Here is a 13,913-nt window from a genome sequence, read left to right as displayed (position 1 = left end):
AAGCTAGCGCTGTGAAATAGCCGTTAACAATCAAAGGCTATGAAAGTAAAAGCGGTAAGGAGCTTAATCTGCTTGAGTAATAGCGCAAAAGGCATAAACGCCTGTGCAATATCATAGTGCGTCTATTCTGGCATAAACAAACCGCTCACAGCCTTTTCAAAGTGAGCCGCATTTAACTGGCCAACTCTTTATCCTGGCCAATGACTTCAGGAATTCGCGGCTCCAGAACGTCCTTGTCTTCAGTTTCAGCAACACTATTGCCGTTTTGAATTACAGTGGCTTCGCCCTTTTCCAGTCCGCTTTGGCTGTCGTCCAAATCGCTCTCTTCCTCATCATCTTCACTGGCATTAACAGCTAGATTTTTTTCAAGATGACGCAGTAATTTCTTGAGCTTTTTGCGGTCTTTATCATCCAGTCCGGCCAATGCTTCTTTCTCGAGCCGTTTCCACACCCGGTCCACTTGCTGAATACGCAGCAAGCCCTCATCGGTTAAAAACACCCGTGCCAAACGCCCGTCGAACTCGCTCACCTGCCGGTATACCAACCCTTGCGTTGCAAGACGCGAGACCATTTTCGTTACCGTAGGCGGCTGCACCCCAAGGGCTTGCGCCAATTGGCTCATGGTACGGCCTTCACTGTCATCCAGCATTTTCAGCACGGCTTCCTGGCCAGGGTGCAACCCAATTCGCGCCAAGTGCGTGCCGGCCCGCGCTCTTTGTGCTTTTGCAGCCTGCGCCAAACGAAAAGTTGTGCTTTTTTTAAAATCAAACCCCATAAAGCGCCGCCCACAAAAAAGAGAACCGGTAAATACAGCTGTTTTTACCATGCGTTCTTATCGTTCGCGTGACAAAGCTACGCCGCCTATGAAAATTCAATGAAACCGGCCACACCAGCCACCCTTTCAGGTAGCTTTGCAGCGAAAAATATTCTAATTAAAACAATAAATTACCAGAAAATAAGATCCTCAATTAAACTTTAGGAAACTCTAATAATTCAGGGGGTAATCACGATTTAAGTCAATGCCGTTCTACAATTAGGCACCTGTTAGTGTGCTTGCCTTTTGCACCAATTGCAGCGCTTCACGGCAATAGCTATTGTAACGTTGACTGGTGCGGTAATTATCGTCACGCCGACATTGAGGTGTCACAGCCACTTCGCCGATAATACGCCCGGGGTTCCCAGCCATAACGACAATGCGATCGGATAAAAACGCACTTTCATAAACCGAGTGCGTCACAAAAATAACGGTCCAGCCATGCTGTTCCTTCAACTCCAGCAAGTCGGCATTCAGTTTATTGCGGGTAATTTCATCAAGGGCGGCAAATGGTTCATCCATTAACAAAAGCTCTGGCTGGGTAACCAAGGCGCGGGCAATGGAAACCCGCATTTTCATACCACCGGAAAGCTCAGAGGGGCGCTTTTTCGCACTGTCCAGCAAACCCACCATTTCCAGTACTGCTTCCACTTGTGGCCGGGCTTGTCTTTTGCGCATACCGCGTACTTTAAGTGGCCAAAATACGTTGCCAAAGACACTTTCCCAGGGCAGTAAGGTCGGCTCTTGAAAAACATAGCCGATATCTGTGTCATGGCCGCGCCCGCGCACTTCGCCGCTCTGCTCGCAGCCATCCACCACAACCTTACCTTCACTTTGCCCTTCAAGCCCGCTAATCACGCGCAATAGGGTCGATTTTCCGCAGCCAGAAGGGCCGAGCACACTCACAAATGCCCCTTTTTCCACTTCCAAGTCGATGCCACGCAACACGGGCGCTTGTCCGTCAAAAGTTTTTCCAAGCTGTTGCAATTGTAATATTGCCATCACAATAATCCAGTCAGTTTCAATCCAGCAAAGCGCACGCTAGAAAAATAAGTAGTAAACGCGCAAAGGCTTTAGCATAGCTTGCGTGTTATAACCACAATCACCGCGCTCACCCGTTAGATTTGAACAAAATGAAACATTGTGTCTTTATAGGCCGATGAACCCCTTTAAATTGGATGCCATTGAATATGCAGGAAACGAATAGCAATAGGCCAACGCTCCCCCTTCCTTATTGGCGGGACATGGCGACCACAGATTTTCAAGGGGAAACCGACGCGTACCAGTATCCGCCAAGCGAGTGGATTGCTGTCCTTCCTATCGCGGCGATAGAACAACACGGCCCCCACTTGCCGCTGGCAACGGACAGCATTATCGCCGAAGGGCAAATATCAAAAACGATCGAGCTTTTACCAAAGGATTTGCCGGTCACCTTCTTGCCTGTCCAGTGTGTGGGCAAGTCAGATGAGCACCTCTCATTCCCGGGCACGCTCTCGCTCACATGGCAAACCGCCATCAACGCCTGGATAGAAATTGGTGCCTCGGTGCATCGTGCCGGCCTGCAAAAACTGGTTATCGTCAACGCACACGGTGGCAATGCCCCGCTTATGGATATCATCACCCGCGAGCTGCGCATGCGTTATAATATGCTGGCCGTTGAAACCAGTTGGCTGCGCTATGGTCATCCCGCAGGCACCTACAGTGAGCATGAGTTCACCTATGGCATTCATGGTGGTGATATCGAAACCTCAATTATGCTGGCACTCCGCCCCGACCTTGTAAGAACCGAGCATTTACAAGACTTCACCTCAACCCAGCTACGCCATATTCAAGAGGATGAATATCTGCGGGCCCACGGACGCCATCAATATGGCTGGATGAGTGAAGACTTGAACAAGCAAGGTGTTACCGGCAACGCCAGCTTGGCCACCGCCCAAAAGGGGCAAGTATCACTTCGCCATGCCTCGCAACAATTCATCAAGCTGTTGCAAGAGGTGCATCGCTTTGACATGCAAAAGCTAGATAAATTGCAACTCCCCACGCATCATAAATACTAGCGGATCAAAACAGTTCGGCTTAAGCTTTAACCAACTGCGCCAATGCATCTGTATCATGACCGGCAATCATGCGTGTATCTGTTACAACCAAAGGCCGCTTAATGAGCGAGGCACTGCCCACCATCAGTGCCAACGCCCCTTCAACAGTGGCTGCCTGTTGTTTTTCCTCGTCACTCAACTTCCGGTATGTGGTACCGCGTTTATTGAGCACAATATCAAGCCCTAGAGTATCAATAGCTGCTGTCAGCATCTCCACGGGCACGCCTTCCTTCTTGTAATCGTGAAATTCAAAGTCAGCGCCCGCCGCTTCTAAAAACTTTCGTGTTTTACGCACACTGTCACAATTACTAATTCCGAACACTTTAATCACGCTCAACACTCCTATGAGTTCGACATAAATTAGCCATTTACTCGCTATATGCCATAACGAAATGCTAAGTTGCAAAACATGAATTTTCCTGTCTTTGCATTAGGGCCACACCTACGCAGTCTCCCCAGTTCATGCACAGGCAATTTAGAAACTCCTAATTTAAAGGCACGAAATATGTACCTTGAGCACGAAATCCAGTAGAAATGCGGCAAGCTTGCCGGTTTTAGAGTGGTATCATGACAGTTCAGACAAATATTTCCCCCAAATCACTTAGTTTCGCCGTCACTGGCATGTCGTGCGCCGGTTGTGCCGCGAAACTTGAAAAAAACTTAAATGCAGCAGAATTTGTTGCCACCGCAACGGTCAATTTTGCCCTTGAAAATGCAACCGTTCACCCGTTACCGGGCGCAACACCACAACAGGTAATCGATCTGGCTGCAGATTTAGGCTATGAAGCGACACTCAAGCTCCCGGCAGATACGGCAAGCGTTTCGCTGGCAATTACCGGCATGTCTTGTGCCGGTTGTGCTGCTAAACTGGAAAAAAAGCTCGCCAGCGCACCTGGTGTCTATGAAGCATCAGTGAATTTTGCACTCGAAACTGCCGAGTTGAAAAAAGCCGCCTCAACCTCCACCCAAGAGCTGGTCAAGCTGATTGAAGAATCTGGTTTTGAGGCCACAGTTAAAAATTCGGGTCAGCAAAGCGCAGCCGAACAGCAACACCAAAAAGATCTTGCCGAGGAAGCAGCCCTAAAGAGAACAGCCCAGCTCTTGGTATTTTCTGTAGTGTTTTCTCTACCACTTGTCGCGCCAATGTTTTTAAAACCCTTCGGGATCCATTGGGAATTACCGGCAATCTGGCAATTGGCATTGGCAACGCCGGTACAAATTTTCGTCGGTCAACGCTTTTATCGCGGTGCGCTTAGTGCGCTTCGCCACTGGGGTACCAATATGGATACTCTGGTTGCACTTGGTACATCCGCTGCATTTGGTTTTAGCCTTTATGTCATGTTTGCAGCGCCTCCAGGTACCCCGCAACACCTTTACTTTGAAGCATCCTCCGTCATTTTGACGCTGATTTTATTCGGTAAATACCTTGAATTCAAAGCCCGCCGTTCAACAACGGCTGCAGTGCGGGCCCTGGTGGCCCTGCGTCCAGATGAGGCCCACCGTGTTGATGGTGACCAAGTCACCACTGTTCGTGTAAGTGAGCTCAGATTAACTGACCTGTTGCTCATTAAACCCGGCGAGCGCGTGCCTGCCGATGGCATGCTGGCCAAGGGTGAAGGCGATGTAGATGAATCCATGCTCACCGGCGAAAGCATTCCCCAGCTTAAAGTTGTTGGCGACGCGTTGGCGGCAGGCACAATCAACACATCATCAAGCCTGTACATGGAAGTCACAGCACTTGGCGAAGAAACCCGTCTGGCACGTATAATCAAGCTTGTTGAAACCGCGCAAGCCTCCAAAGCACCCGTTCAGCGACTGGTTGATAAGGTATCAGCGGTATTCGTACCTGTCATCTTGCTTATCGCAGTTGCCACCCTGCTGGCTTGGCTGGCTCTTGGTTACTCGCTCGATCAAACAATTTCGGCAGCTGTTGCGGTTCTGGTTATTGCCTGCCCTTGTGCGCTTGGCTTGGCAACCCCCACGGCTCTGGTAGCGGGCACCGGTACAGCAGCGCGTGCGGGTATATTGATTAAAGATATTGAGGCTCTCGAGCGGGCCCACAAAGTCAATACGGTTGTGTTTGACAAAACCGGTACCCTAACCCAAGGAAAACCAGAGCTGGTCAGCATCCAGTCTTTCGACAAGGACAGCAACCAACTGCTTCAAATGGTTGCCAGCGTACAGCAAAACAGCGAGCACCCGCTTGCCTATGCCACAGTAAAAGCTGCCAAAGAGAAAAATATTGCCCTTGTCCAGCCGGACGCCCTGAAAGCCATTCCCGGCAAAGGCGTCAGCGCCACATTACAAGGCGAAGCCATCTCCATTGGCAATCAGGCTCTTATGCAAGATTTAGGTGTCGATAGCCTTATGGCGCAAGGACTGGTCAAGTCCTTTGAAAGCGAAGGCCAAACTGCCGTTACAGTTGCACTCGGCAATACAGCCATTGGTGTTTTGGGTTATGCCGACCAACCACGGGCAGAAGCGAAAAAAGCCGTGGCCCTTTTGAAAAAGCGGGGCATCAAGACAGCAATGATTACCGGCGATGCCGAGCTCACAGCGCGTAAAATTGCCGAAATTGTTGGTATTGATGAAGTGTTTTCTCAAGTGCAACCGGAAAGAAAATCGCAAATTGTCAAGCAATTGCGTCAATCCGGTCATGTGGTTGCCATGGTGGGCGATGGTATCAACGATGCCCCGGCTCTGGCTGAGGCTGATTTGGGTATTGCCATGGGCTCAGGCTCTGATGTGGCGATGGAAACAGCTGGTATCACGCTCATGCGTTCGGACCCACTCATGGTGCCCGCTTCGCTTCAGGTTTCTGCCGCCACACTCGGCAAAATCAAACAGAACCTGTTCTGGGCCTTTATTTATAATATCATTGGCATACCGCTGGCCGCAATTGGTTTGCTCACCCCTATGTTCGCCGGTGCTGCGATGGCCATGAGTTCGGTTTCGGTTGTCTCCAATGCTGCTCTCTTGCGTCGTTGGAAACCGAAGACCTAGAGCGTATTCCCGAAAAGTGCTCACCGGTTTTCGGGTAAGAATACGCGTCAAAAAATAGTTCAAAGCAGTTTGAGTGCTTCTATAAAAGCGCAAACTGCTTTAAATCAACACAGCAACCTCCTAATTAAAGTGTATCTCCGATAAGCAATCGGTATCGGAGATACAGCCCCGCGAGATAACGCCAATCACAGCACAATACCCCACCAAGTTAACAAGCTAGTACGGCCAATAATGTAACAAGCACAAATACCTGAGACACTTTTATCGTGTATTTACCCACGTGAGGTTTTAACTTTTTGCTATAAATGGTCTAAAGTTGAAATAATTAAACTTCTCCAGCGGCAAAATTCAGGGTCTACAAGCTGCACTTAGAGAACAGGTGGGAGGAAACCTTGTCGAATTCAGAGCAACGGCGGCGTTATCAGGATGTCGCGGCCTTATTACGCCAGGAAATCGCCTCGGGTAAATATGAGCTTGGCACCCGCATGCGCCCCGAACGGCAAATAGCCGAAGAAATGGAAGTTTCGCGCTCATTGGTGCGTGAAGCAATGATTATGCTGGAAATCGAAGGCCTTGTGGATGTGCGCAAGGGTTCGGGCAGTTATGTGATTGCCCTGCCCAGCAATGAGCAAACAAACAATCCCACAGCCGATATCGGCCCATTTGAGCTTTTACAGGCCCGCCAATTGCTCGAGAGCAATGTTGCCGGCTTTGCTGCCACCACCATAACCAAGGCTGACGTTGTCCGGCTGCGAACTGCACTTGACCAGGAAAAACAAGATCTGGCCGCCGGTATCGATAACTACGATGCCGATGAGCAATTCCATATCCTCATTGCCAAAGCCACCCAAAACACCGTTTTGGCCGATATGGTACAAACCCTTTGGAATTTGCGTAAAAATTCCCACATGTGGAATAAGCTGCACGAACGTATCTTCGACGATACCTACCGCCAAGCATGGCTACAAGATCATGAAAATATCCTCAACGCTTTACAGCGCCGTGACCCGGCAGCCGCGCGCCAAGCCATGTGGCAGCATTTAGATAACGTTCGCAAGCGCCTGCTTACTCTCTCCGATAGCGAAGACCCGGCTTTTGATGCCTACCTCTTCCATCAAGATCCAGTAGTGGCCTAACCCATCAACCCACATAAATTGCAGAAGTTGACAGTGGCCAGTTCGTAGCGTCAATATAACCAAGAATTTATAGGTAATGTAGCGCAGGTTACCCCTCAAACAGACACAGATTCAATTATTCGTTACTTTTGGAATATGCCTGTTTAATTGATGCAGCGCACAGAAATTTGAGTTTTGCAGGAGCCGCCTTTAACAATCCGTTCTCACAGTTGCAATTACAGCTGTAAAGGCCCCCTATCAAAACCGCGATGCATCAATCAAGCCATAACAAAAACAAGAGATGGTGCAATGCAAGAAATTGAATTGAAGTTTTCTCTCAGCTCTGCAACGCTCGACGCAATTTATAGTGCGCCAGCCCCCGAAGGTTTTCAAGTTACCAAGCAGGCAACACAACAATTATGCTCCCGCTATTATGATAGCCAAGATCACCAGCTCCGCAAAGCTTCCATGACATTGCGAACGAGAGATAAAGACGGTGATTTTTTACAAACTATCAAACAGGGAGGCGGGGTGCGTGCCGGCCTTTCCAACACAACCGAGATAGAGCATGCGCTGACCGAAAACCTGCCCGACTTCACATTAATTAGTGATATTGAACTGCGTAGTTTTCTGGAAAAAGTTGATGGTGGCGATCAAGGGCCCCTGAGGCCTATTTTTGAAACCCGCATCACACGCCGTAAATGGTTACTCACCACGGCGGGGGAAGAAATCACCGTCGAAGTCGCACTCGATCAAGGTCATGCCTGCACCGATACAGCACAAACACCAATTGTAGAAATGGAGCTGGAGCTGAAAAAAGGCCCGCCCGAAGCGCTCTATCACATTGCAAAAGAACTGCTTGGCCAGCACCCTTTCATGTTCTCAACGCTTAACAAAGCCGCCATTGGTTACCAGTTGACACAGGGCAACGCCCCCGAGCAAGGTTATCCTCCCCAAACAACAATAGGGGTAAAGCTAAATGAAACAGACCGCGCTTATATAAGCCTACAAGAAATGCTGCAAAACTGCCTCTCTCAAATCAGCAGCAACCGCATGGCCGTTCTTTCCCACGAAGACCCGTCGGGTCCGCATCAAATGCGGGTCGGCTTACGCCGCTTACGTTCGCTGTTGCAGGCTGGCAAGTCATATTTTCCTGAAGAGATACGCCAACGCTTTGACCGTGATGCCCAGCTCATTGCCACAGCGCTTGGTAATCTGCGTGATTTAGATGTGCTTATTGCAGATATTATCGTCCCTGCCCAACCTTCTCTTCCAGAGGATTTGACAGCAGCACCACTGCTCACCGCAATCGAGCAAGCCCGCGAAGAAACAAGGCGCGAGGTTCGCTCATTACTCAAATCAACCGAAGTGAACCACTTTTTGCTCGACTTGGCACGTTTTTGCTATGTTCTTGAGCCGGTTTGCACACGTTTTGTATCACATCAGGAGACATCTGATCATTTCACCCATAAGCAACTGAAAAAGCTCACAAAAAGCAATAGTAAACTCGCCGCGGCCGCACTACGCAAAACATGGTCTAACGTGAGCAAAAAAGCGCAGGAACTACAAAGCCTCACCGAAGAGCAACGCCACGATTTACGAAAAGCCCTCAAAAAATTACGCTACTCCCTTGAATTTTTTCAAAGCCTATATCCCAAGCAAAGTACCCAGACCTTTCGCGGTCAACTCAAAAAGCTTCAGGATATTTTCGGTTATTTAAACGATGTTGCCATGGCAGAACGCTTACTGGCCCTCCAGCTTTCAAGAACCAGTGATACCGCCAAGCTGTCACTGGTCATTGGCTTTATTGCCGGTTGGCATCAGGCGCGCTGCGAGCAAGCCTGGTGTGACGCCCAAACACGCTGGCAAGCATTGGACACAACGCCCAGATTTTGGGAAAAGTCCGCTATGCCAGAGGCTTAGTTCACCAAGTTTGGAAACATGGCCGTAAGACCGGTTGTGAGCATATCCACGGCAATCGCCAGCAATACCATGCCCATCAGGCGGGTTATAATGACACGCATGCTTGAGGAGAAAACCTTCGAAAAATGGCTCGAAAAATAGAATACAATAAAAACAATGGCCAATATCAAATAGATAATAAACAAAAGCCCCAGTGCATTGGCCGCACTATCAATAAATCCAGTGTAAATTATTAGTGTCGCTAATGTACCAGGTCCCACAATTATTGGGAAGGTCATCGGGTAGAATGCAAGGCGGGTTAGCTCCGCCAAGCTGCTTTGCTCTTTCACCGAGCCCATGTGTGAAGCCACTTCCCGCCCATTCAGCATGGACCAGGCAATATTGCCAAGCACCAGCCCACCGGCAATGCGAAAATCCTCTACGGTGATTCCGAAAAAGACAAGCAATTCCCGACCACTAAATAGAATTACCGTGGCAAGACCAGCAGAATAAAGGGCGATTTTGGCCGCTAAGAAACGCTGCTGGCTCTGGGTTAAATCCGAGGTGAGACTCATAAAAATTGGCAGGTTTACAAATGGGTTCATAATGGCAAATAACGAACCAAATGCTTTTGCTGCCTCTGCATAGTCCACGGCGTTTCCTTTCTAAAACACCGCAAGCGTACAGGCAAACCCTTCAAAAAGTGATAATTAAAGCAGTTTGCGATTTATAGAAGCAGTCAAACTGCTTTAACCTATTATTTTGACGCGTATTCGTATCCGAAAACCGGTATCCACTTTTCGGGAATACGCTCTAGTATTTTTAAATCAATGATCACGTCATTTCAGTAGTAACACCTGAATTTAACACCATTTAATTTTCAAGGGTTAAGTGCATTCTTTCTGATGCGACATAGCTTAGGCCCAACTGTACCGCATTACCTGCTCCATCTATATTCAAGCTTTCCATAACCAAAATTGGCGCACCTTCTTGTAACTGTAAATGCTCGGCCAATTCCGGTGTTGCTATCATTGCCGAAACAAGGGTCTTTTTCCGGGTATAGTCTTCAATACCATAGTGCTTAAGCAAGTGTGTTACAGAAGTATCCTCGCTCATTATCCGGGGTAGCTCGGGGAAATGAGACTTTATGAACCAAAGCTGCGCATAAATTAGCGGTACATCATCACCATAGTTCAGCGTCTCAACACGGTACATTGGTGTTTCTGTTGGGCACGAAAAGGCCTCGCACAGTCGCATATCCGCAGGCTCCACCTCTATTCCCAAGAGTTTGCCTGAAGGTTCAATATCTTGCTTGCTCAAGTTATCGCTATATCTGGTGCGCGTGCCAATCGGATAAACCAAAGGCTTTCGGGCAAGATAAGTCCCCCGTCCCTGGTCAGCACGCAAAAAACCATCCTCAACCAATGAGCCGATAGCCCTTCTTACCGTATGCCTGTTCACCTGAAACCCCTCAGATAAAACAGACTCTGTCGGAAGCTGCGTTCCAACAGAACAGTTCATCATTGTCAGTTGATTGCGAATTTCATCTGCAATTTGCCGCCACATGGCCAAACCAGAGCGCCGCTCAATCCTACGTAGTTTAATTTCTGCTGTTTCCGTCATTTGCCTGTCATGAAAACCAATTAATTCATCTTCTGCCCAATAGTTGTATAGACAACTATACAAATTTACACCACCCTTGGTATTCAAAAAGTTGAAAAGCATCACTTATGCCCGCTCAATTCCTGTTTATGCCCGTTCCTATCCACCCCGTCCAATTGCGCTCAACCGTGCTTTCACCTCTCCCCGTTTTCAAAAATGGCACCTGTGAGGCTTAAACCCTATGAACTCGAACAGAGCATTATCACCTGATATGCAAAACAGACGCGCCGCCATGGCAACTTGTGCCAAAGCATCAAAGGCAGCGTTGCAAGCTGCTGTTGAGGCGGCTTCATTTACTGTGCAGGAACACCGTATCGTTCGCCCCCCCGAAATTGGTTTGGTCATGGTACGCGGGCAAATTGGAGGCACCGGCGCACCGTTCAATTTGTGTGAAGCAACGCTGACCCGCTGTGTGGTTGCATTGTCAGATGGCACCACAGGGTTTGGCCAGTGCTTAGGAAGAGACAAAGAAAAAGCTTTGCTCTGCGCCTTACTGGATGCGCACTGGCAACAGGAAAGCCACCAGCAGGAGATTGAAGAAAAAATCATGGCCCCCTTGCGCACGCAACAACAACAGCACGATGCGCAAAAACAAGCCGAGACAAAAGCCACCAAAGTTGATTTCTTCACCATGGTTCGGGGCGAATAAATGACAGTTAGCACCCTTTTGAAAACCGCCCCCAAGGCTGGATTTGAAAACCCTGTTTTAGAAGCACAAGCCGTTTTTCGTGCTTTAATGAATGCGCAGGCAAAGCCAGGCACATTGCAAAGCCTAGCGGACATCAAGCTATCTCCTCCAGCTCCCCTCAACAAAGCTGCAACAGCTATAATCTTATGTCTGTGCGATTATGATACGCCCATATGGCTTGATGATAAGCTTGCAAACAGCCCAGAGGTCGCTTCTTACATCCGTTTCCATTGCAACGCGCCAATAACGCAACACCGCCATGAAGCGGCCTTTGCTTTTATTAGCGAACCTGAAAAACTGGCAACGCTGGAAGGCTTTGCGATTGGAACAGGCGAGTATCCCGACCGCTCGACAACTGTGGTTCTTTGCCAAAAAAGTTTGAACCATGCCCAATCGGTTCAGCTGCAAGGGCCCGGCATTCAAACTTCGCAAAGCTTCGCGCCTTCCTGTGTGCCAGCTTTTTTCTGGCGACAAATCCAAGAAAACCACCAGTTCTATCCCTTAGGCATAGATGTTTTGTTTGCAGCAGATGAGCAAATTGCTGCCCTGCCAAGATCAACAAAAGTCATTATCGAGGAGCAATAATAAATGTATGTTGCCGTAAAAGGGGGCGAAAAGGCAATTGCCAACGCCCATAAACTCCTCGCCAAAGACCGCCGCGGCGATACCGCTCTCCCCGCCTTAACACTCGAGCAAATAGCCGAACAACTCTATTTGTCGATCTCACGCGTTATGGCGGAAGGCTCGCTCTACGATAGTAGTTTAGCAGCACTGGCAATTAAGCAGTCGCGCGGCGATTTAATTGAAGCCATCTTTTTGCTGCGTGCTTACCGCACCACGCTACCACGCTTTGGTTATAGCAAACCCTTAGATACAGCAAAAATGAAGCTGCGGCGGCGAATTTCCGCCATTTATAAAGACCTGCCCGGCGGGCAAATGCTTGGCCCAACATTCGATTACACCCAACGCTTGTTGGACTTCACACTCGCGGCAAATGAAGAACCATCACAACCAGACATCCAAACAGCCCAGATTGAAGATGATGAGGACAAGCCGGAAAGCACCCCGCGTGTCACAGAAATGCTGGCAAATGACGGCCTGATGGAGCCTGACGCCACCATCGACGAACACCACAAGGTCGGTGACTTGACCCGGGAGCCACTGGAATTTCCGGCAAATCGCGATTTACGACTGCAAAATCTGGCACGCGGTGATGAGGGCTTCTTGCTGGCACTTGGCTACTCCACACAGCGCGGTTATGGCCGAACACACCCGTTTGCCGGTGAAATCCGGCTGGGAGAAGTGGAAGTCGAACTCTACGTTGAAGAATTAGGCTTTGATGTGCCGCTTGGCGAGATAACCCTTACAGAATGCCAAATGATCAACCAGTTTGCTGGCTCAAGCAAAGCCCCACCACAATTCACCCGTGGTTATGGACTTGTCCCCGGGCAGGCAGAACGCAAAGCCATGGCCATGGCGCTGGTCGATCGCTCCTTACGCTGGCAAGAGCTGGGCGAAGATGCCAGTGCACCGGCACAAGATGAAGAGTTCGTACTCTCTCACTCTGACAATGTACAGGCAACCGGTTTTGTTGAGCACCTAAAATTACCACACTACGTTGATTTTCAAGCAGAATTAGACCTCATTCGTCAACTGCGGGAAAACTGGTTCGACCAGAACACACCGGCAGAAGATGCAGCTCAGGAGGCGGCGTCATGAGCACAAGCCCAAAAAACACCCAGTCATTCAATGAGCATTACAACTTCGCTTATTTAGATGAGCAAACCAAAAGAATGATCCGCCGCGCCATATTAAAAGGCATTGCTATTCCGGGTTATCAGGTTCCCTTTGCATCTCGCGAAATGCCAATGCCTTACGGTTGGGGCACAGGCGGCGTCCAGCTCACTGCTGCCGTTATCGGGGATAAAGATATTTTAAAAGTGATCGATCAAGGGTCTGATGACACCACCAATGCGGTCGCTCTTCGCGATTTTTTCAAGCAAACAACAGGGGTTAGCACCACAACCAGCACCAAAGAAGCAACCTTGATTCAAACGCGGCACCGCATTCCCGAAGCCCCCTTAAACGGGGATCAGGTGCTTATTTATCAAGTTCCAATCCCCGAGCCACTGCGCTTTCTGGAGCCGCGCGAAACCGAAACAAGGAAAATGCATGCGCTGGAAGAGTATGGGCTTATGCACGTGAAACTATACGAAGACATCGCGCATTTCGGCCATATTTCAACAACTTATGCATATCCAGTCATGGTGAATTCCCGCTATGTCATGGACCCCTCGCCTATTCCTAAATTCGATAATCCGAAAATGCATCAAATGCCCGCATTGCAGTTATTTGGCGCAGGTCGTGAAAAAAGAATCTATGCCATTCCCCCGTATACAGATGTGGTTTCACTGGACTTTGAAGACCACCCCTTCACACCTCAAGAATTCAGCGAACCCTGTGCTCTATGCGCTGCTGAAAATGTCTACCTTGATGAGGTTATCCTCGACGATAAAGGCAGCCGCATGTTTGTGTGCTCCGATAGTGACTATTGCGAGGGACGGCGCGCCCAAGGGCACAAAGGCCACATGGCCGCAGACCCTGTTCACTCGAACGAATTAAGTGAGGCATAA

The 13,913-nt window shown here is 49.1% G+C and carries 13 protein-coding genes; 8 read left to right on the top strand and 5 right to left on the bottom strand.

All coding sequences use genetic code 11. From position 1 onward, the window contains the following. Window positions 1-172 precede the first annotated feature (172 nt). Window positions 173-826, bottom strand: a complete 654-nt coding sequence (locus AYK67_RS11860; RefSeq protein ID WP_338012335.1) for a MarR family winged helix-turn-helix transcriptional regulator — start codon at window positions 824-826, stop codon at window positions 173-175. A gap of 207 nt (window positions 827-1,033) precedes the next feature. After that, entirely contained in the window at window positions 1,034-1,816 is a 783-nt protein-coding gene (locus AYK67_RS11855; protein WP_068086877.1) for an ABC transporter ATP-binding protein, read from the bottom strand. 242 nt (window positions 1,817-2,058) lie between these two features. On the opposite strand from AYK67_RS11855, the gene AYK67_RS11850 reads away from it, so the two are divergent. Next, window positions 2,059-2,871 (top strand): creatininase family protein, encoded by an 813-nt coding sequence (locus AYK67_RS11850; RefSeq protein ID WP_068086876.1) that lies wholly within the window; start codon window positions 2,059-2,061, stop codon window positions 2,869-2,871. A 19-nt stretch (window positions 2,872-2,890) separates the two neighbouring features. On the opposite strand, the gene AYK67_RS11845 is transcribed toward AYK67_RS11850, so the two are convergent. Continuing rightward, window positions 2,891-3,241 carry a Spx/MgsR family RNA polymerase-binding regulatory protein gene (locus AYK67_RS11845; protein ID WP_068086875.1) on the bottom strand — a complete coding sequence of 117 codons (351 nt, stop codon included), beginning with the start codon at window positions 3,239-3,241 and terminating at the stop codon, window positions 2,891-2,893. 236 nt (window positions 3,242-3,477) lie between these two features. On the opposite strand from AYK67_RS11845, the gene AYK67_RS11840 reads away from it, so the two are divergent. The 3 genes from AYK67_RS11840 to AYK67_RS11830 all read left to right on the top strand — a co-directional run bounded on the left by AYK67_RS11840 (window position 3,478) and on the right by AYK67_RS11830 (window position 8,951). Next, complete coding sequence (locus AYK67_RS11840; RefSeq protein ID WP_068086874.1) at window positions 3,478-5,913, top strand: heavy metal translocating P-type ATPase; 2,436 nt, start codon at window positions 3,478-3,480, stop codon at window positions 5,911-5,913. 392 nt (window positions 5,914-6,305) lie between these two features. Beyond that, window positions 6,306-7,049: an FCD domain-containing protein gene (locus AYK67_RS11835; RefSeq protein WP_068086870.1), complete on the top strand. Its 744-nt coding sequence runs from the start codon at window positions 6,306-6,308 to the stop codon at window positions 7,047-7,049. 288 nt (window positions 7,050-7,337) lie between these two features. Beyond that, window positions 7,338-8,951, top strand: coding sequence for a CYTH and CHAD domain-containing protein (locus AYK67_RS11830; protein WP_068086867.1), 1,614 nt, complete (start codon window positions 7,338-7,340; stop codon window positions 8,949-8,951). Here AYK67_RS11830 and AYK67_RS11825 read toward each other — a convergent pair. Then, entirely contained in the window at window positions 8,948-9,583 is a 636-nt protein-coding gene (locus AYK67_RS11825; protein ID WP_068086866.1) for a MarC family protein, read from the bottom strand. The two genes, AYK67_RS11830 and AYK67_RS11825, sit on opposite strands and share 4 nt — an antisense overlap. A 220-nt stretch (window positions 9,584-9,803) precedes the next feature. Continuing rightward, complete coding sequence (phnF, locus tag AYK67_RS11820) at window positions 9,804-10,553, bottom strand: phosphonate metabolism transcriptional regulator PhnF (protein ID WP_068087273.1); 750 nt, start codon at window positions 10,551-10,553, stop codon at window positions 9,804-9,806. Between the two features lie 220 nt (window positions 10,554-10,773). Between phnF and phnG the strand changes: the two genes are divergently transcribed. Genes phnG through AYK67_RS11800 form a run of 4 tightly spaced genes read left to right on the top strand, consistent with a single transcriptional unit; the run spans window position 10,774 to window position 13,913 of the window. Then, window positions 10,774-11,241 (top strand): phosphonate C-P lyase system protein PhnG, encoded by a 468-nt coding sequence (phnG, locus tag AYK67_RS11815; RefSeq protein ID WP_068086865.1) that lies wholly within the window; start codon window positions 10,774-10,776, stop codon window positions 11,239-11,241. Then, a complete protein-coding gene (gene phnH, locus AYK67_RS11810) occupies window positions 11,242-11,865 on the top strand; it encodes a phosphonate C-P lyase system protein PhnH (protein WP_068086864.1) in 624 nt (207 codons plus the stop codon). It abuts the gene before it with no gap. Between the two features lie 3 nt (window positions 11,866-11,868). Continuing rightward, complete coding sequence (locus tag AYK67_RS11805) at window positions 11,869-12,999, top strand: carbon-phosphorus lyase complex subunit (protein WP_068086863.1); 1,131 nt, start codon at window positions 11,869-11,871, stop codon at window positions 12,997-12,999. Further along, complete coding sequence (locus AYK67_RS11800) at window positions 12,996-13,913, top strand: alpha-D-ribose 1-methylphosphonate 5-phosphate C-P-lyase PhnJ (RefSeq protein WP_068086861.1); 918 nt, start codon at window positions 12,996-12,998, stop codon at window positions 13,911-13,913. The genes AYK67_RS11805 and AYK67_RS11800 overlap by 4 nt, the downstream gene beginning before the upstream one ends.

The sequence above is a fragment of the Polycladidibacter stylochi genome, from assembly GCF_001562055.1.
Taxonomy (GTDB): Bacteria; Pseudomonadota; Alphaproteobacteria; order Rhizobiales; family Stappiaceae; genus Pseudovibrio; species Pseudovibrio stylochi.
This window is presented reverse-complemented; position numbering and strand designations above follow the sequence as displayed.

Excerpts from the sequence above, each read along its gene's own strand:
- phnF (WP_068087273.1), bottom strand. The coding sequence starts at position 10,553 with ATGACGGAAACAGCAGAAATTAAACTACGTAGGATTGAGCGGCGCTCT.
- AYK67_RS11830 (WP_068086867.1), top strand. The coding sequence starts at position 7,338 with ATGCAAGAAATTGAATTGAAGTTTTCTCTCAGCTCTGCAACGCTCGAC.
- AYK67_RS11805 (WP_068086863.1), top strand. The coding sequence starts at position 11,869 with ATGTATGTTGCCGTAAAAGGGGGCGAAAAGGCAATTGCCAACGCCCAT.
- AYK67_RS11800 (WP_068086861.1), top strand. The coding sequence starts at position 12,996 with ATGAGCACAAGCCCAAAAAACACCCAGTCATTCAATGAGCATTACAAC.
- phnH (WP_068086864.1), top strand. The coding sequence starts at position 11,242 with ATGACAGTTAGCACCCTTTTGAAAACCGCCCCCAAGGCTGGATTTGAA.
- AYK67_RS11860 (WP_338012335.1), bottom strand. The coding sequence starts at position 826 with ATGGTAAAAACAGCTGTATTTACCGGTTCTCTTTTTTGTGGGCGGCGC.
- AYK67_RS11850 (WP_068086876.1), top strand. The coding sequence starts at position 2,059 with ATGGCGACCACAGATTTTCAAGGGGAAACCGACGCGTACCAGTATCCG.
- phnG (WP_068086865.1), top strand. The coding sequence starts at position 10,774 with ATGAACTCGAACAGAGCATTATCACCTGATATGCAAAACAGACGCGCC.
- AYK67_RS11840 (WP_068086874.1), top strand. The coding sequence starts at position 3,478 with ATGACAGTTCAGACAAATATTTCCCCCAAATCACTTAGTTTCGCCGTC.
- AYK67_RS11855 (WP_068086877.1), bottom strand. The coding sequence starts at position 1,816 with ATGGCAATATTACAATTGCAACAGCTTGGAAAAACTTTTGACGGACAA.